At 72.2% G+C, this 17,714-nt stretch carries 11 protein-coding genes and 2 pseudogenes; 4 read left to right on the top strand and 9 right to left on the bottom strand.

Annotation, left to right across the window (positions count from 1 at the left end):
- Positions 1–167 precede the first annotated feature (167 nt).
- Together RZ84_RS19430 and RZ84_RS19425 are read right to left on the bottom strand one after the other, a co-directional pair.
- Complete coding sequence (locus tag RZ84_RS19430; protein WP_107068140.1) at positions 168–1,091, bottom strand: FkbM family methyltransferase; 924 nt, start codon at positions 1,089–1,091, stop codon at positions 168–170.
- A gap of 90 nt (positions 1,092–1,181) precedes the next feature.
- Positions 1,182–2,411, bottom strand: coding sequence for an amidohydrolase family protein (locus tag RZ84_RS19425; RefSeq protein WP_043265359.1), 1,230 nt, complete (start codon positions 2,409–2,411; stop codon positions 1,182–1,184).
- A 207-nt stretch (positions 2,412–2,618) separates the two neighbouring features.
- Between RZ84_RS19425 and RZ84_RS19420 the strand changes: the two genes are divergently transcribed.
- Positions 2,619–3,059 (top strand): DoxX family membrane protein, encoded by a 441-nt coding sequence (locus RZ84_RS19420; protein ID WP_043265358.1) that lies wholly within the window; start codon positions 2,619–2,621, stop codon positions 3,057–3,059.
- Positions 3,060–3,174: 115 nt separating this feature from the next.
- Here RZ84_RS19420 and RZ84_RS39070 read toward each other — a convergent pair whose 3' ends face one another.
- Positions 3,175–3,657: a hypothetical protein gene (locus RZ84_RS39070; RefSeq protein WP_157878860.1), complete on the bottom strand. Its 483-nt coding sequence runs from the start codon at positions 3,655–3,657 to the stop codon at positions 3,175–3,177.
- 524 nt (positions 3,658–4,181) lie between these two features.
- Between RZ84_RS39070 and RZ84_RS19410 the strand changes: the two genes are divergently transcribed.
- A complete protein-coding gene (locus RZ84_RS19410) occupies positions 4,182–6,800 on the top strand; it encodes a SpoIIE family protein phosphatase (protein ID WP_052230514.1) in 2,619 nt (872 codons plus the stop codon).
- Between the two features lie 159 nt (positions 6,801–6,959).
- Here RZ84_RS19410 and RZ84_RS19405 read toward each other — a convergent pair whose 3' ends face one another.
- From RZ84_RS19405 to RZ84_RS35105, 5 genes are all read right to left on the bottom strand, one after another.
- Positions 6,960–8,672 carry an ABC transporter ATP-binding protein gene (locus RZ84_RS19405; RefSeq protein ID WP_052230513.1) on the bottom strand — a complete coding sequence of 571 codons (1,713 nt, stop codon included), beginning with the start codon at positions 8,670–8,672 and terminating at the stop codon, positions 6,960–6,962.
- A gap of 819 nt (positions 8,673–9,491) precedes the next feature.
- The gene (locus RZ84_RS19400) at positions 9,492–10,940 is read right to left on the bottom strand and encodes an amino acid permease (RefSeq protein WP_052230029.1); all 1,449 of its coding nucleotides are present in this window, start codon (positions 10,938–10,940) and stop codon (positions 9,492–9,494) included.
- A gap of 333 nt (positions 10,941–11,273) precedes the next feature.
- A complete protein-coding gene (locus tag RZ84_RS19395) occupies positions 11,274–13,937 on the bottom strand; it encodes a SpoIIE family protein phosphatase (RefSeq protein WP_078893968.1) in 2,664 nt (887 codons plus the stop codon).
- A 164-nt stretch (positions 13,938–14,101) separates the two neighbouring features.
- Complete coding sequence (locus RZ84_RS19390) at positions 14,102–15,739, bottom strand: helix-turn-helix domain-containing protein (RefSeq protein WP_052230028.1); 1,638 nt, start codon at positions 15,737–15,739, stop codon at positions 14,102–14,104.
- A gap of 123 nt (positions 15,740–15,862) precedes the next feature.
- A complete protein-coding gene (locus RZ84_RS35105; RefSeq protein WP_157878859.1) occupies positions 15,863–16,144 on the bottom strand; it encodes a hypothetical protein in 282 nt (93 codons plus the stop codon).
- A gap of 45 nt (positions 16,145–16,189) precedes the next feature.
- On the opposite strand from RZ84_RS35105, the gene RZ84_RS19385 reads away from it, so the two are divergent.
- Both RZ84_RS19385 and RZ84_RS36780 read left to right on the top strand, forming a co-directional pair.
- Positions 16,190–16,762: a DUF5753 domain-containing protein gene (locus tag RZ84_RS19385; RefSeq protein ID WP_157878858.1), complete on the top strand. Its 573-nt coding sequence runs from the start codon at positions 16,190–16,192 to the stop codon at positions 16,760–16,762.
- Positions 16,763–16,768: 6 nt separating this feature from the next.
- A pseudogene (locus RZ84_RS36780) lies at positions 16,769–16,948 on the top strand (DUF397 domain-containing protein); the annotation flags it as partial.
- A gap of 108 nt (positions 16,949–17,056) precedes the next feature.
- Here RZ84_RS36780 and RZ84_RS41410 read toward each other — a convergent pair.
- A pseudogene (locus tag RZ84_RS41410) lies at positions 17,057–17,647 on the bottom strand (DUF5753 domain-containing protein); the annotation flags it as partial.
- Positions 17,648–17,714 lie beyond the last annotated feature (67 nt).

Genomic DNA, 17,714 nt, shown 5'->3' with positions numbered 1-17,714 from the left:
CACGACCACGGATCGCGGGCCCCGTGCGATCCACGCCACACCGGCGCGGATCGACGTCGCCTGTGCCCTCCGGTACCGGTCCCCACGAGGGGAGGGACCGGTACCGGATGGCACGGCGCGTACCGGCACACGGGCCGCCGCCGACCGCCGGTGCCCGGCCCGTCGCCCTACGGCAGCTCCTCGGCGTCCACCCGCGAGAAGACCAGATCGCTCTCCTCGACGACCGGCCCCCGCCAGCGCACCGGGGCGACCACCGCCCCGCGCACCGCCGCCGGGTAGCTCGCGACGGCGTAGTGGTTCTTCAGCCGGTACGCGTGGAAGCCGTGCTCCCGCATCGTCGCCATGAGCTCGTCGGCCGAGTCCCCCAGCCGCTCCATCCGCCAGGGGTTGATCTCCACTGTGATCTCCGCGTCCGGGCGGAGCTTGTCGAGCATCGGCCTCATGCCCCGTACGACGGCGCCCTCCGCACCCTCCACGTCGATCTTGATCACCCGGGCCGTGGCGATCTCCGCCGGATCGACCACGTCGGGCAGGGGGTACGCCTCGACGTCGAACGTGGCCTCGGCCGGCCCCTCGTAGGGGACGATGCTGGCAGCTCCCATGTTGTCGGAGCTGGCGAGGATGAACGTCAGTGTCCCCGGGGCGTCGGAGACGGCGGCGTTGACCGCGCGGATGTTGGTGCTCCGGTTCAGCGCGGCATGTTGCAGGAGCCTGCTGTGGAAGGCCGGCATGGCCTCGACCGAGACGACCTTGCCCTGCTCGCCGACCAGCCGGGAGGCGAGCAGGCTGAAGTAGCCGATGTTGGATCCGACGTCGACGAAGGTGTCGCCGGGACGCAGCCGGCGCCGGAGCCAGTGCGTCAGGTGCGGCTCCCATACACCGAACAGGTAGAGGTAGCGCTGGATGAGATCCTGCGTGTCGACGGCCATCCGGGCGCCGAAGCGGGTGTGGACGACCCGTCGGCGCGGACGGTCGCGCAGTCGCGGATTCAGGTACCGCTCCGCGAGCGCCACCTTCCCCAGCACACCGGGGGCGTCCCGCAGATAACCGCGGCCGAGGGTGACCAGGGCCTGACTCATGGTGTCGCTCATCCCAACGCCTCTCAGCGGGTCCGGCAACCTCCGTGCCGACGGCCCGCGCCCCCGGCACCCCATCGCGGCCCACGTCGGCACGGACGATGGTCAGACAGCCGCCCGATCACGGTCGAACGGCAGGTCCAGCATACGAATCGCGTTGCCGCGCAGAAGCTTGTAGGCCACGTCCTCCGGGAGGCGGCCGACGTGATCGGCTGCCACGTCCTTCGTGTGCGGCCAGGTCGAGTCGACATGCGGGTAGTCGGTCTCGAAGGTCGCGTTGTCGACCCCCACCGTCTCGATCGCCTCGACGCCGTGCCGGTCGCGGAAGAAACAGCAGAAGACCTGGCGGTAGTAGTACGTCGACGGCGGTTCCGGGATCAGGTCCCGCACCCCGCCCCACGCCCGGTGCTCCGCCCAGACGTCGTCGGCCCGCTCCAGGGCGTACGGGATCCAGCCCATCTGCCCCTCGCTGTAGGCGAGCTTCAGCCGCGGGAACCTCACCAGCACCCCGCTGAAGAGGAAGTCCATCATCGAGGCCATGGCGTTGTTGAAGGAGAGCGACGCCTGCACCGCCGGCGGGGCGTCCGGTGAGGCGGCCGGCATCTGCGACGACGACCCGATGTGCATGTTCACGACCGTCCCGGTCTCCTCGCAGGCCGCGAAGAACGGGTCCCAGTAGCCGGAGTGGATGGACGGCAGCCCCAGGTACGTGGGGATCTCGCTGAAGGTCACCGCCCGCACGCCCCGTGCCGCGTTGCGCCGGATCTCGGCGACCGCGAGCCCGACGTCCCACAGCGGGATCAGGCACAGCGGGATCAGCCGGCCGCCGCTGTCCCCGCACCACTCCTCCACCATCCAGTCGTTGTACGCCCGCACGCAGGCCAGCCCGACCTCCTTGTCCGCCGCCTCGGCGAAGGTCTGACCGCAGAAGCGCGGGAAGGTCGGGAAGCAGAGCGACGCCTCGACGTGGTTGACGTCCATGTCCGCCAGCCGCGCCGCGGGGTCCCAGCAGCCGCGCCGCATCTGGTCCCGGGTGATGCCGTCGAGGGTCATCTCGTCGCGCGAGAAGCCGACGGCCGCGATGATGCGCTTGTACGGGAAGAGCAGCCCCTCGTACTCCCACCAGTCCGTGATCTGGCCGTCCGGATCCGTGGCGAACCGGTACTTGCCGCCCACGTACTTCAGCTCGCCGATGCCGGCGGTGAAGGGCTTGGGGCCCCGGTCGCGGTACTTGGCCGGAAGCCAGGTCTCGAAGAGATGCGCCGGCTCGATCACGTGATCGTCCACGCTGACGATCTTCGGAAGCTCTCCGCTGCCGCTCTTTCCGCTGGTCACGCCGTACCCCCAACTCCCGTGCCGCCGAGTCCCACCGACGGAATCTGACGGTCCATCAGTTACTTCGGGTTCGGAGGCTATGGGCTCGCCCGCACAACCACAAGGGAAGCCCGGCAACTCACCCTCTTGCGCAACCGCGCACCCTCCCACTGAACTGACACACCATCAGCTACGCCGCCCCGCCCCGGAACCGAGAGGAACGGCCCCATGCACACGATCTGGCTCACCGGCGCCGAGTGGTTCGCAGTTCTCCGCATCGGCCTCGGGCTGTGGTGGCTGGAGAGCTGGCGCCACAAGGACAAGAAGAGCTGGTTCGCCGGCGGCGGCATCACCTGGGCCGCGGGCATCGCGGACCGGCACCGCTGGCCGGTGGTCCGCAAGGGCTTCGACCGCGTCGTGAAGCCCCGCCCGCGGCTGATGGCATACGTGGTCGCCTACGCGGAACTGGCCCTGGGACTCGGCCTGGTCGCCGGCCTGCTGACCCCCGTGGCCCTGGTGGCCGGCCTCGCCCTGAACCTGATCTACCTCGTGATGATGATCCACGACTGGGCCGAGCAGGGACAGAACCTGATGATGGCCCTGATCTCCGCCACCGCACTCTTCGCCATGAGCTGGCAATGCTGGTCGCTCGACGCCGCGCTCTTCTAGGCCCCGTCGTCCAACTCCCGTCGTCCGCCCGGCAGGCGGGACGTCGACGACAGGGCCTGGACCGCCCGGCACGCGCACGGCGCCGGCAACGCCCCCCTCAACTCAACCGGTTGACCTACATCCACCCCGCGGCCTCGGCCGCCGCGACGGCCGCCGCCTCGTCCGCGTCCGCCTTGCGGTTCAGCGCCTCGTCCCGGCCCATCGCCGGCTGCGCCGCCGCGTATCCGCCGGCCAGGGAAGCGCTGACGGCGGCGCGGTAGGCGGCGTCCGCGAGGCCGCCGGGGCCCGCGTGGGACTGTGCGACCTTGGCGACAACGGCCGCCGCCGCGGCGGCATTTCGCGCGCAACGGGCGTCCGCCGCCGGGTCGGGGGGAAGCTCCGACGCGTGCGCGAGCGCCTGGGCCGACAGGCGCACCGCGCTGGCCGCCTTCGCCGTCGGGCTCGTCGGCACCGCTCGCGCGTCGTCGTCCCCGATGCCCACGAAGCGGCACAGGGCGCTCGCGCGGTCGATGGCGCTCCGGCCGCGGGCCGCGTGCTGCCTCCTGAGGGCCTCCTCGTGTGATGCGGTCTGCTGCGCACCGCCATGGGGTTCGCTCACGGCCGTCTCCTTGTCGGTCGGTACGTCCACGTCAGCCGGGACATCCCGTCGCCGGCTCACCGGCGGCCCTGGCGACCCGCGGCACGCAGGAGGGCACGCAGGACCAGGGCCGGGCGCCGGGCAGGGTGCCACGTAAACCGCGAACAGACCAGAGCCACCGACGATGAGCCCGGCCACCCGCCGCTCCGCCTCGGCCGGCCTGCGCACGGAGTAGCGCCGCGGTTCCGGACAGTACGGATGGACCGAGCCGCGGCAGCCGGCCCCTGCACACACTCCCGCGGGCATCCCCGGAGCCCACCGGTCATCCAGCCCCCGTTTCCGCGCGCTCGGGCGGAAACGACTCCGTGCGCCGCCCCGGACCCGTCGTACAGTCATGCGATATCCCGGCGTGGTGCGTATCGGACGCACAGTGCACGGGGTACATATGGGGCATGGCCCGTAAATCCGGCCGCTTTTCGTGGTCGCCGTCGCCGGCAGGGCAGCGGCTGCGGTCGGTGGCGGGCTCCCGCAGTGTCGCCGGGCAGATGTTCGTGCTCCAGATCCTCATCGTGGTGCTGCTCGTCGTGGCGGCGGTGGTCACGTTGCTGGTGCAGTCCCGCAGCGACCGGTTCCAGGGGGCGCGGGACCGCTCGCTCGCCGCGGCGGAGTCGTTCGCGCACAGCCCGGGGCTGGTGAACGTCATGCGCGGGCCCGATCCCTCGGCGGTACTCCAGCCGCTGACCGAGGCCGCGCGCAAGCAGGGCGGGGTCGACTTCATCGTCGTCATGAACCGGCAGGGCATCCGCTACACGCACCCCAAGCCGCAGGAGATCGGCAAGCACTTCGTCGGCACCATCGGGCCGTCGCTGAAGGGCCGCATCACCACCGAGAGCGTGTACGGCCCGCTCGGCCACGAGGCGCAGGTGGTGGTCCCGGTCATGGACGCCAGGGGCGCGGTCGTGGGCATGGTGTCGGCGGGCATCAAGGTCAGCCGGGTCAGCAGCGCGATCGACCGGCAGCTGCCGGTCGTCCTCACCGCGGGGGCCGCCGCACTGGCGCTGGCCACGACCGGCACCGCGCTGGCCAGCCGCCGGCTGCGGCGCCAGACGCACGGGCTCGGGCCGGTGGAGATGACCCGCATGTACGAGCACCATGACGCGGTGCTGCACGCCGTGCGCGAGGGGGTGCTGATCGTCGACGCGCGCGGGCGGGTGGTGCTGGCGAACGACGAGGCGCGGCGGCTGCTCGGGCTGGCCGCGGACGTGGAGGGCCGCCGGGTCGCCGAGCTCGGGCTCGCCCCCCGGACGACCGAGCTGCTGGTCTCCGCACGGACCGCGAACGACGAGGTGCTGACGGTCGGGGAGCGGCTGCTGGCGGTGAACAAACGGCCCACCGACCGCCGGGGCGGCCCGCCCGGCAGCGTGGCCACCCTGCGCGACTCCACCGAGCTCCTCGCCCTCGCGGGAAAGGTGGAGTCCGCGCAGAGCCGGCTGCGGCTGCTGTACGAGGCGAGCGTGGCCATCGGCACCACCCTGGACGTGCAGCGCACCGCCGAGGAACTCACCCAGGTCGCGCTGACCTGGTTCGCCGACTACGCCACGGTCGACCTCGCGGAGCCCGTCCTGAGGGGCGAGGAGCCGCCCCCGGGGGCGTACCGCGAGGCGCCGGAGCTGCGCCGGGTGGCGATCGCCGGGATCCGCGACGACCACCCCCTCTACCGGGCCGGCGAGCTCCACCGGTATCCGGCGAGCACGCCGATGGCGACCGGTTTCGTCACCGGGCAGCCGGTGCTCGTCTCCGATCTGGAGGCCGCCGAGGAGTGGCTCGCCCAGGATTACGGGCGCCTGCGGCAGGTGATGAACCACGGATGCCGGTCCCTGATCACCGTCCCGCTCCAGGCGCGCGGCGTCCTTCTGGGGATCGCCAACTTCTGGCGCACCCAGGAGACCCCGCGCTTCGAGGAGGGCGACCTGTCGCTGGCCGAGGAGATGGCGGCGCGGGCCGCCGTGTGCATCGACAACGCGCGCCGCTACGCCCGCGAGCACGCCATGGCCGTCACCCTCCAGCGCAGCCTGCTGCCGCGCGGCCTGCCCGAGCAGAACGCCCTCGACCTGGCCCACCGCTACCTGCCGGCGCAGACCGGGGTGGGCGGCGACTGGTTCGACGTCATCCCGCTGCCCGGCGCCCGGGTCGCCCTGGTCATCGGGGACGTGGTCGGCCACGGGCTGCACGCCGCCGCGACGATGGGGCGGCTGCGCACCGCGGTGCAGAACTTCTCCACCCTGGACCTGCCGCCCGATGAACTCCTCAGCCATCTGGACGAGTTGGTCAACCGCATCGACCAGGAGGCGGCCACCGGCAACGAGGAGGCGGTGGTCACCGGCGCCACCTGCCTGTACGCGATCTACGACCCGTCCAGCGGGCTGTGCAGCATGTCCCGCGCGGGCCACCTGCTGCCGGCGCTGGTCCGCCCCGACGGCACCGTGGAGTTCCCCGAACTGCCCGCCGGACCTCCGCTCGGCCTGGGCGGTCTGCCGTTCGAGGCGGTGAACCTGGAGCTGCCCGAGGGCAGTAGCCTCGCCCTGTACACCGACGGCCTCGTCGAGGGCCGCAACCGGGACATCAGCGGCGGGCTCAGCACCCTCGCGACCGCTCTCGCACAGCCCGGCCGGACGCCCGACGAGACCTGTGACGCGGTGCTCGCCGCCCTGCTCCCGGACCGCCAGCGCGACGACATCGCCCTGCTCGTCGCGCGCACCCGGGTCCTGCGACCGGACCGCATCGCGAACTGGGAGGTCCCCTCCGACCCGGCGGCGGTCGCGGACGCGCGGGCCGCGATCACCCGGCAGCTGGAGGTGTGGGGCCTGGAGGAGGCCGCCTTCACCACCGAACTGGTCCTCAGCGAGCTCATCACCAACGCCATCCGCTACGCCACCGGCCCGATCCGCGTGCGCCTGCTCTACGACCGCACCCTGATCTGCGAGGTCTCCGACACCAGCAGCACCTCCCCGCACCTGCGCTACGCCGCCGACGAGGACGAGGGCGGGCGCGGCCTCTTCCTCGTCTCCCAGCTCACCCAGAACTGGGGCACCCGCTACACCCCGGAAGGAAAGATCATCTGGGCCGAACTGTCGCTGGAGCAGGGCGGGTTGGACGGGTTGTGACACCGGTGTTGTGGCCCCGGTGTCGTGCCCCCGGTGTGGTGCCCCCGGACGTGTCCCGGACCGGGCGGGCGGCGCGTCAGGGACCTGTCCGGGAACCGGTCGCCCGGGAACCGGTCATCCGGAAACCGGTCGCCGGGGAACGGGTCAGCGGGGAACGGGTCAGCGGGAGCGCACCGCCCCGTTCCGTGTCTGCGGGTAGGCCGCGAACAGCGTCGCGTACAGCCCGCTGCGGGCGAGGAGTTGGCGGTGGGTGCCGGATTCGACGAGGCGGCCGTGGTTGAGGACCAGCACCCGGTCGGCGTCGGCCGCGAGGTCCAGGTCGTGGGTGATGACGAGGGTGGTGCGGCCCTCGGCCAGGCGGCGCAGCGGGGTCAGGATGCGCTGCGCGGCGAGGATGTCGAGGCCGGTGGTGGGCTCGTCGAGGATCAGCACGGGGGCGTCGCGGAGCATCGCGCGGGCGATGGCGATGCGTTGCAGCTGGCCGCCGGAGAGGCCGGCGGTGGCGGGGGCGATGACGGTGTCGTAGCCGTCGGGGAGGGCGGTGATGAAGGAGTCGGCGTCGGCCGCCCGGGCCGCGCGGATCACGTCGTCGTGGGTCGGGGCGGGGTCGTCGCGGCCACAGGCGATGTTGTGTTCCACGGTGTCGTGGAGGACCAGGGTCTGCTGCGGCAGCAGCGTGATGTTGCTGCGGAGCTGGGCGAGCGGGAGGCGGTTGACGGGGACGCCGTCGAGGCGGATGGTGCCGGCGTCCGGGTCGTAGAAGCGCAGCAGGAGCGCCGCCAGGGTGGACTTGCCGGCGCCGCTGGGCCCGGTGATGACCAGGAACTCGCCGGGGCCGGTGGCGAAGGAGAGCGAACTGAGGGCGCGGTGCAGGGAGTTGGGGTAGCTGAAGCTGACCCGGTCGGCCTGTAGCGCGCCCCGTGCGCGGTGTGCGAGGCGGGTGGTGGCCCAGGGCGGCGGGTCGGTGACGGAGGGGTCGGCGTCGAGGATCTCCAGCAGCCGGTCGGCGGCGGCGGTCGCGGCGGTGGCGGTCAGGCCGAGGCTGCCCAGGGAGCGGATGGGCGGGTAGAGGTAGCCGATGAACGCGGCGAAGGCGAGCAGCTGGCCGAGGGTCATCCGGCCCCGGGAGATCTCCCAGGCGCCCAGGCCGATGACGGCCAGCACACAGACCGTCTCCAGGACCTCGATGACCTGGCCGTAGAGCGCGTTGAGCCGGGCGCTGGTGACGCAGGCGCGCAGGAAGCGGCCGGCTTCGCGGGCCAGCCGCGCCTCCTCGTCGCGCTGCCGGTTGTACGCCTGGGTGAGCACGACGTTGCCGAGCGCCTCCTCGACGACCGAGGTGACCGCGCCGTCCGCCGCCCGCACCCGGCGGGAGACCGCGCGCAGCCGGTTGGTGAAGCGCCGGGTGGCGCCGAGGAAGATCGGGGCCGCGACGAAGGTGGCGAGCGCCAGCTCCCACCGCAGCCAGAGCGCCGCGGCTCCGTAGAAGAGGGCGCTGAACAGGGCCGTGGAGGCCCCCAGCAGGCCGGAGACGACGAGGCGTTCGATGGCGTCGACGTCGCCGGTCAGCCGCTCGACGAGGTCGCCGCGGCGGTTGCGCTGGAAGAAGTGCGGCGGCAGCGTCTGGAGGTGGGCGAAGACCCGGGCCCGCAGGCGCAGCAGGAAGCGCTCCGCGGTCCAGGCGGCGAGGGAGTTGCCCAGATAGCCCACCAGGGCGCCGGAGACGGCCACCGTGAGCCACTGGCCCGCCGGGGTCCAGAAGGCGCTGACCGACCCCTTCTGGAGGGCGCCGTCGGTGAGCCGGGAGAAGAGCAGGATCGCCACCGTCTCCGCGAGCGCGGCGATGACGGCGAACAGGCCGATCGCCAGCATCCACTTGCGGTCGCCCCGCGTCAGCGGCCAGAACCGGCGGAACGCCTCCGCGGCGCCGACGTGGCGGGTCAGGATCGGGACGTCGGCCGCCGGGTCCGTCGCCCGCGGCACCGGCGGGACGGGCTCCGGTGCGGGCGGGACGGCCTCCGGTGCCGGGTATACGGGTCCCTGGGCCGTCGTCGGCGGTTCAGGGGCCGCCGCCGGCCCTGGACCTCGGCGTGCGCTGCGCAGACGCATGGCCGCTGCGTCACCGGCTCACTGCGGATCCGTCATCGGGGAACTACGGACGGTACGGGCCCCAGGTCAAGAGACGGACCCGCGCCAGGACGCGGGCCTGCCTCTGACTCTGGGGTGCGATCAGAACCGGCCGTAGCCGCCACGGCCGCCGTAGCCACGACCGCCGAAGCCGCCATAGCCGCGTCCGCCATAGCCGCGTCCGCCGAAGAAGAAGAATCCGCCATAACCTCCGCGTCCGCCGCGTCCGTAGCCCCACCAGTCACCTCTGCCTCGGCCTCCGCCTCCGCAGTGGGTGAGTACCCGGAAACTCATCTCCGCCTCCAGTGAATCGGAGCTTCACCGCGGCCCTCCGGGTCGTTTCCGGTCTGCGATCCGAGATCTTTCCGGCCGCGACACCTCCGAGGCTACGTCCCCCAAATAGTCCCAACAAGTGCCATATGTGAAAATTCAGGCAAAAGCATAGATTGCCACAATTCACTTGCCGTGGAAGGGTGTTCACGCGGTGTGGGCACCCCCGGCACACCCCCGTCCCGGTGGTGCGGCAGGCTCCACCGGGACGGGATGCGGGCGGCCGACCGGTGACTAGCCGGCGACGGCGTCCCGGTCGGTGCGGGCGCCCAGCCGGTCCCGCACCAGCGAGATCCCGACCACGATCGCCGCCACCAGCAGCGACAGCAGCACCTGGATGCGTCCGCCGCCGGCGCTGCCGTCGGTGAGCATGTACGCCAGCACGAACGAGATCATCGCGATCGTCGCCCAGGTCAGATACGGGAACAGCCACATCCGCACGACCAGCTTCTCCGGGTTCTCGCGCAGGATGATGCCGCGCATCCGCAGCTGCGAGAAGCAGATGACGAGCCAGACGAAGAGCGCGACCGCGCCCGACGAGTTCAGCAGGAACTGGAAGACGGTGGTCGGCCACAGGTAGTTGAAGCCCACCGCGAGGAAGCCGAAGGCGACCGAGGCCAGGATCGCCGCCTGCGGGACGCCGCGGCCGTTCGTCCGGGCGAAGGCCCGCGGGGCGTCGCCGCGCTGCCCGAGCGAGAACGCCATCCGGGAGGCCGTGTAGAGGCCGGAGTTGAGGCAGGAGAGCACCGCGGTCAGCACGATGACGTTCATGAACTGGCCGGCGTGCGGGATGCCCATCGCGTCGAGGGCCGCGACGTACGAGCCCTTCTTGGCGATCGACGGGTCGTTCCACGGCAGGACCGAGACCACGACCAGGATCGAGCCGAGGTAGAAGACGGCGACCCGCCAGATCACGCTCTTGGTGGCCTTGGTGACCGCCCGCCGCGGGTCCTCGGACTCGCCCGCGGCGAGGGTGACGATCTCGCTGCCCATGAACGAGAAGACGACCATCAGGACGCCGGTGAGGATCGCACTGGGTCCATGCGGCAGGAAGCCGCCGTGCGAGGTGAGGTTGGTGAAGCCGGTCCCGGCGTGGCCCGAGCCGGGCAGCACCCCGGCGAGCGCCAGCCCGCCCAGCACGATGAAGCAGCAGATGGCGACGACCTTGATGCCCGCGAACCAGAACTCGAACTCACCGAACGAGGCGACCGAGGCCAGGTTCGACGCGGTCAGCACGACCATCACGATCAGCGCCCAGGCCCACTGCGGGACGGCCGGGACCCAGCTGGTGAGGATCGCCGCGCCGGCGGTCGCCTCGACGGCGAGCACCACGACCCAGAAGAACCAGTACAGCCAGCCGATCGAGAAACCGGCCCAGCGCCCCAGCGCCCGGTCCGCGTACGCGGAGAAGGACCCGGAGGTCGGGTTGGCCGCCGCCATCTCCCCGAGCATCCGCATCACGAAGACGACCAGCATGCCCACCAGCGCGTACGACAGCAGGATGCCGGGGCCGGCCGCGGCGATGCCCGACGCGGAGCCCACGAACAGGCCCGCGCCGATCACCCCGCCGACGGCGATCATGGACAGGTGGCGGTTCTTCAGGCCGGACTTGAGGCCCGGGGACGCACCGGGATCGGGTGCGGCCGGGCCGCTGTGCGTGCCGTCGCTGAGCGCAGACGCCACGGGGGCAGGGCGAGGTGAGGTCATCTCGACATCCATGAAGTCGTCGGAGGGGCATGCCAGGCGCGAAAACGGCGGCATTCGGGGCCACGGTCTTCGGATACCGGCGCGGTCCCGGCGTTGGCCCCGCGCGAAGCGGTGGCCACGTGGCCCGCGCGTGTGCTCCGCCTCCTTGTGGGAGGTGAGAGCCGCATCACGTCCGGAATGGATTTGCGCAAGCGTATGTGGCGCCGCGCGGCGAGGTATTTGTGCGGGTCGACAAACTCAGCCGCCAGGGCTGTCCGCCCGGCCAATGCACACCGCCCGGCCGCGGGCGGGCGCCGCCGCCCCGGGCCCTCACACCACGACGGCCGCCGCGTCCTTCAGCGCGTCCCGGTGCCCCTGCTCGGCCCAGATGATCTTCCCGTTCGCGGTGTACCGCGTCCCCCAGCGCCGGGTCAGCTGCGCGACGATCAGCAGCCCGCGCCCGCCCTCGTCCGTGGTCCGGGCGTGCCGCAGATGCGGTGCGGTGCTCGCGGTGTCGGACACCTCGCATATGAGGGCCGCGTCCTGGCGGATCAGCCGCAGTGTGATCGGCCCGCTGCCGTGCCGGATGGCGTTGGTGACCAGCTCGCTGACCACCAGCTCGGTGGTGAACACCAGCGGCTCCATCCCCCACGCCGACAGCTGCCGCCCGGCCAGCGCGCGGGCCCGGCCGACCCACGCCGGGTCGGTGGCCAGATCCCACGAGGCGACCTGGCCGGTCCCCAGCGCGCGCGTACGGGCCAGCAGCAGCGCGGCGTCATCCGACGGCGGCCCGGTCAGCAGCGCCGCCACCACGTTCCGGCCGATCTCCTCCAGCGCCGCCCCGGGCACCGCGAGCGCCCGACTCAGCCGGGACATCCCGACCCCGATGTCCCGATCGCCGTTCTCCAGCAGGCCGTTGGTGAACAGCGCCAGCAAACTCCCCTCGGCCAGCTCCAGTTCGGCCGACTCGAAGGGCAGCGCGCCCAGGCCGAGCGGCGGCCCGGCGGGCAGGTCCGGGAACGCCACGGTGCCGTCCGGGGCGACGACCGCGGGCGGCAGATGGCCGGCGCGGGCCATCGTGCAGCGCCTGCTGACCGGGTCGTAGACGGCGTAGAGGCAGGTGGCGCCCATGAACCCCATCGGGGTGGCCGGGGTGGCGTCGTCGCCGGCCGCCGGCCCGCCGTCGCGCCGGGTCTCCATCAGCCCGATGACCAAGTCGTCGAGCCTGGCCAGCAGTTCGTCGGGCGGCAGGTCCAGGTTGGCCAGCGTCCGCACGGCCGTCCGCAGCCGCCCCATCGTGGCCGCGGCGTCGATGCCGTGCCCGACCACGTCCCCGACGACCAGCGCGACCCGCGCCCCCGACAGCGGGATGACGTCGAACCAGTCGCCGCCCACCCCGCTCGGCGCGTCCGCCGGGTAGTACCACGACGCCACGTCCAGCGCGGCGCCGCCGGCCAGCGCGTGCGGCAGCAGACTGCGCTGCATCATCCGGGCCGCGGTGCGCTCCCGGGTGAACCGCCGGGCGTTGTCGATGCACACGGCGGCCCGCGCCACCAGCTCCTCGGCGAGCCGGACGTCGTCCGCCGCGAACGGCCCCAGCCGCCGGGACCGGACGAAGGTCGCCGCGCCGAGCGTGATGCCCCGGGCCCGCACCGGCGCCACCATCATCGACCGGAACCCGAACTCCCGCACCACATCGGCCCGTTGCGGGTCCTCGGTCACCCAGGGGCTGCCGGCGGCCAGCCGCGCCTCCACCACCGGCTCCCCCGACAGCAGACAGCGCGCCACCGCCGACGACGGCGCCCGCTGCACCGCCTCCCCCACCGCCGGCCCCGCCTCCGGGCACCCCGCGCGGACCGACCGCTGCCCCGACCGCCGCATCGTCGGCGTGCTGTCGACCGGCCCCGGCACCGGCTCCTCGCCGCGGAGCACCGAGTCCAGCAGATCGACGGCGGCGAAGTCGGCCAGCGCCGGCACCGCCACATCGGCCAGCTCCTGCGCGGTCCGCGTCACGTCCAGCGTGCTGCCGATCCGGGCGCTGGCGTCGTTCAGCAGCGCCAGCCGCTCCTGGGCCCGCCAGCGCTCGGTGACGTCGATGACCATGTACCAGATGCCGACCTTCCGGCGCTGCGGGCCGGCCAGCCGGAAGAACGACGCGGAATACGCCCGCTCCTGCGTCGGGTCCGCGTAGGTGGGGCTGCGGAACTCGTAGTCCATCACCGGCCGCCCGGTGGCCAGCACCCGCGTCATCCGCTCCTCGAACGCCGCCGCCTCCTCCGGCGGCAGCACCTCCCCGACCGTCCGCCCCAGCCGCCGCTCCAGCGGTATCAGCCGCTCCAGTACGTCGTTGACCCAGACGTAGCGCAGCTCGGTGTCCAGGACGGCCATCCCGACCGGCGCCTGTGCCAGGAACGGCTCCAGCATCAGCTGGTTCACCCCGCCCCCGGGCACCCGCCACTCCTCCAGCGCCAGCACCGCCCACCGCTCGCCGCCCGCCACCACCCCGGCACGAAGCTCCCCCGGACTCCGTCCGGGAGGACCCCCATCGCGCCGCCCCTTCCCGTCTCCGTCATCTGCCGTACCGGCACCGGCCGTACGGGCACCGGCCCTACCGCCACCAGCCGTACCGGCATCCGCCGTGCCCACCACCCTGGACACCTGCACCGCCAGCTGCACCGCGCGCCCGTCCCGGTGGCGCACCGCCACCGACCCGCTCCAGCCGTCCCCCGCCCGGCACCACCGCGCCACCGCCGCGACCCGCGCCGCATCGCCCGCCACGGCCAGCAGCTCCACCGCGCCGCGCCCCAGCACCTCATCCGCGGGATACCCCAGCAGCCGCTCGGCCGCCCGCGTCCAGGAGACCACCGTCCCCCGCCCGTCCAGTTCGGCCACGGCCGCCGTGGCTATGTCACAGGCCGCCCGGTCCCCGCCGTCGCCCACCGTGCCGCCCGCCCCGTCGCCCGGCCGCTCCGGCCGGTCCGTCTCCGAGGTCATCTCATCGCCAGCCCGTTGCAGACCGTTGCCCCAGTGGCGCAAACGCCTACCCCAGTGGCGCAAACACCATGCTCATTCTAGGAGAACCGGCGCCGTCGAGCCGGGGCGTACGGGGTCGGAGCAGGGCGTACGGGCGGCCACCCGGCACCACTGCGCGACACCGTTCACCCCTCCCCCGGCAGCCGCAGCTGGAGCATCGCCAGCAGCCGCTGATCCGGCCGGCTCAGATCGATCCCGGTCAGCGCCTCCGCCCGCCGTATCCGGTACCGCAGCGTGTTCGGGTGCACATGCAGATGCTCGGCCGCCGCCCGCACGTCCCCGAAGGCGTTCAGATACGCGAGCACCGATTCCGCCAACCGCCCCTGGTGCCGCCGGTCGTGCGCCAGCAGCCCGCTCAACCGCGGATCCCGCAGGTCCGGATGGGCGGAGATCAGCGCCAGCACCTCGCTCACCAGCACCTCGGCCTGGATGTCCGGCAGCGCCGCGACGGTGGTGCCGACCCCCGCGCTCACCATCGCGTCCAGAATTCGGTCCGCCTCCCGCCGCGACTCCGGCACCTCGCCCAGCACCGGTACGACACAGCCCACCGAACCGCGCAACTCCAGCCCCAGATGGCGCCGTGCCGCGTCGGCGATCTCCTGCCCCCACCCGCGCAGCGTCCCGACGTCGATGCTCCGCGGCAGCTGCGGCAGCAGCACATAGATCCGCCCCTCGGCCTGGGTCACCAGGGCGCTGCGGTGCCGCGCCGCGGTGTGCACCGAGATCAGATTGCTCACCTCGGCCCGGGTCAGCTCCGACTCGGGCGCCCCGGCGGCCCCGTACGAGAACCCCAGCACCACGGCCGGCCGCGCCACGTCCAGCCCCACCTGCGCCGCCAGCGGCTGCGGCCCGGTGCTCCCGTCCAGCAGCCCCGCCGACAGCGTCCGGGTCAGCGTCACATCCGCGGACAGCTCCCGCCGGCGCCGCACCAGGTGCAGCGCCGCCACCCGCGCCGCCCCGGTCAGCGCCTGCTCCGCCCGCTCGCTCAGCGGCGCCGACCCCTCCTGCACCCAGATCGTCCCCAGCTGCCGCTCCCCGGCCCGGATCGCGACCGCCAGCCGCCGGCGGATGCCCAGCTCGGGATGGCTCTCGATCTGGATCACGTCGTCGGAGGCCCGCAGCCGCTGGAACACCCCCCACTTCCGCAGCCGCGCCAGATACGGCTCCGGCCCCTGCCACCCCAGAATCGACAGCCGCCGCAGATCGTCGACCTCCTCGGAGTCGGCCGACCGGGAGTAGGCCAGCACCCGGTTCGCCACGTCCTCGATGCTGACGATCCCCCCGGTCAGCACCGCCGTCGTCTGCGCCAGCGCGAACAGGTCCCCCTCTTCCCCGCCCTCCGCGTTCCGCCCCGACGCCACGTCCTCCAGCGCCGCCCGGGCCAGCGCGTCCACCTGGTCCCAGCGCGCCTCGCCCCGTACGGACAGCAGCGCCACCCCCGCCTCGACGGCGGTCTCCCGCAGCGCCGCCGCCTGCTCCGGCGTGTCCAGCTTCACCGCCACCGCCGCGGCCCCGTCCCGCCCCCCGGCCCGCAGCGCCGGAAACGCCGCCCGCCCGCGCGCCCCGATGGCCAGCACCAGCTCCCCGGCCCGCGCCACCGCCGGATCCTCCGGATCCAGCAGCGCCACACTCCGGATCACCACATCCAGCCCCGCCGGCGCCGCCTGCAACGTCACCAGCGGCTCCCCCAGCGCCATCAGCAGCTGGCGCAGACTGATCCCCTCACCGCTCGGAGTCCCCGCACCCGCGGAACCTGCATCCATGGTCGGTGCCTTGTTCGTTGTCTTGCTCGTTGCTCGTTGCCTTGTTACGTCGTCGTGCTCGTCGCCTTGTCCGTCGCGTCACGTCGCTCGATCGGATCGGGCCGGACCGCCCCACGACCGATGCTAGCCGCGCAGCCTGCCTCCGAGATCCCCAGCGAGCCCCGGCAACCGACCGCCGTCCTCGAATCCGACGTCCATTTCGGTGGACACCGGGCATCGCGGTCCCGGCCGACTCGCCACCGACAGCACGATCACCGCCCGAGCCGACCACTCCACCCACACCCCACCGCATTCCAGCGCCAGCCCGCACGACTGCAGCGCGGCCACAGCCCCCACCCGCTCATCGCCCTGCTGGACCTCTACGAAGCGACAGAGGAACACCGGTCCGACCTCCTCGCCGTCCAAAGTGGCTCCACGGATCAGGGCTGTTTGCGGCCATATCACTCGGAGTTGCCCGAGGAATACACCGCCTACACCGGCTTCGAGGCGGAGGCTCGCACAGTGCGTAACTACGAGTCGCTCTTCATTCCTGGCCTCGCTCAGACAGAGAGTTATGCCCACGCGGTGATCAAAGGCGTATGGGCAGCAGCCACTGGCAAGGAGATGGAGCAACGTGTCCAAGCACGCATGGAGCGCCAGGCGTTGCTCACCAAAGACCAGCCGATACAGCTCTGGGCAATCGTTGACGAGGCGGCCATTCGACGCACCGTAGGCGGCCCCACGGTGATGCGGGAGCAGGTGCGACACCTGCTCCAGCTCACGGAGGCACCGCACATCACGTTCCAGGTGATCCCCGGCAAAGGGGCACATGCCGGCATGCCAGGGAGCTTTGTCCACATGGACTTTCCAGACCCTGCCGACCCGGAATTGGTCTACCTGGACACACCGGCCGGTGACCTCTTCCTGGAATCCGAAGCGGAGATCCGCCGGTACAAGTCGATGTTCGAGCACCTGCAGGCGGTCGCCCTGGGACCGAACGACAGTGCTGACCTGCTGGCTATGGTTGCAGGGACGAGAGACTGAGAGGAGGTGTGTGAAGTGCAAGACAACCTCTCCCAGGCTGCATGGCGCAAGAGCAGCTACAGCAGCGCAAATGGCCAGTGCATCGAGGTCGCCGACGACTGGCCGGACGCCATATCCATACCCGACAGCAAGACCCCTACCGGCCGTCACCTCTCCCTCGGCTCATCCGCATGGATTGCGTTCGTGGAGACGCTGAAGCACGACGGACCGCGTCCGCCTGAGCCCAGGCCAACGGCAACAGCGAAGAGCCCCCTGATCCCTTGGGCTCGCCCCGGGACTCTTCCTCCACGCCCCTCAGCCCAGCGCCTCCGCCGCCTTCTCGACGAGCGCCCGCGCCTCCGCGCCGTACACGGCCATCTCCCGCAGCTGGTCGAACGCCTTGAGATAGAGCGCGATTTCGTGGGGCTGGGTGATGCTCACCTGGGCCGAGATGGCCTCCACGGAGACCAACGCGTCGTCGTAGACGTGGAACGTCTCACGTGGCCACTGCGTCTGTCGGGGCGTCGCCATAGGAATGACGCCGAACGACATGGCCGGTGAGGATCCAGCGGTCAGCAGACGGTCCAGTTGGCCGGCCATCACTTCACGGTCGCCGATCCGGCACCGCAGGACGGCCTCTTCGACAAGCAGCTCGAAGCGGTGTCCTGGTTCGTGGATCACACCGGACCGCTTGACCCGAGCCGCTGCCGCCTCGGCAACGTCCTTGACGGGCAGTTCCCGGAACTCGGCGACCGCGTTCAGCACCGCGGCGGCGTAGCCCTCGGTCTGGAGTAATCCGGGAACGAGCGTGGACGAGTAGATCCGGAACAGCCTCGTCCTGCCGAACAGCTCAACAAGGCTCTCCTGTAGGGGCTTCAGCCCGTTCTGCATCTGGTGGCGCCACTCCGTGCGCTCCGACGTGACATTCCCGTCACCGGGTGTGGAATTGTCCAACGGCATCGCGTACCTCCGT

Origin of the sequence: Streptomyces sp. CT34 (assembly GCF_000805335.1) — a bacterium.
Lineage (GTDB): Bacteria > Actinomycetota > Actinomycetes > Streptomycetales > Streptomycetaceae > Streptomyces.
This window is presented reverse-complemented; position numbering and strand designations above follow the sequence as displayed.

Excerpts from the sequence above, each read along its gene's own strand:
- RZ84_RS19395 (WP_078893968.1), bottom strand. The coding sequence starts at position 13,937 with ATGACCTCGGAGACGGACCGGCCGGAGCGGCCGGGCGACGGGGCGGGC.
- RZ84_RS19410 (WP_052230514.1), top strand. The coding sequence starts at position 4,182 with ATGTTCGTGCTCCAGATCCTCATCGTGGTGCTGCTCGTCGTGGCGGCG.
- RZ84_RS19430 (WP_107068140.1), bottom strand. The coding sequence starts at position 1,091 with ATGAGCGACACCATGAGTCAGGCCCTGGTCACCCTCGGCCGCGGTTAT.
- RZ84_RS19390 (WP_052230028.1), bottom strand. The coding sequence starts at position 15,739 with ATGGATGCAGGTTCCGCGGGTGCGGGGACTCCGAGCGGTGAGGGGATC.
- RZ84_RS19405 (WP_052230513.1), bottom strand. The coding sequence starts at position 8,672 with ATGCTGGCGATCGGCCTGTTCGCCGTCATCGCCGCGCTCGCGGAGACG.
- RZ84_RS19420 (WP_043265358.1), top strand. The coding sequence starts at position 2,619 with ATGCACACGATCTGGCTCACCGGCGCCGAGTGGTTCGCAGTTCTCCGC.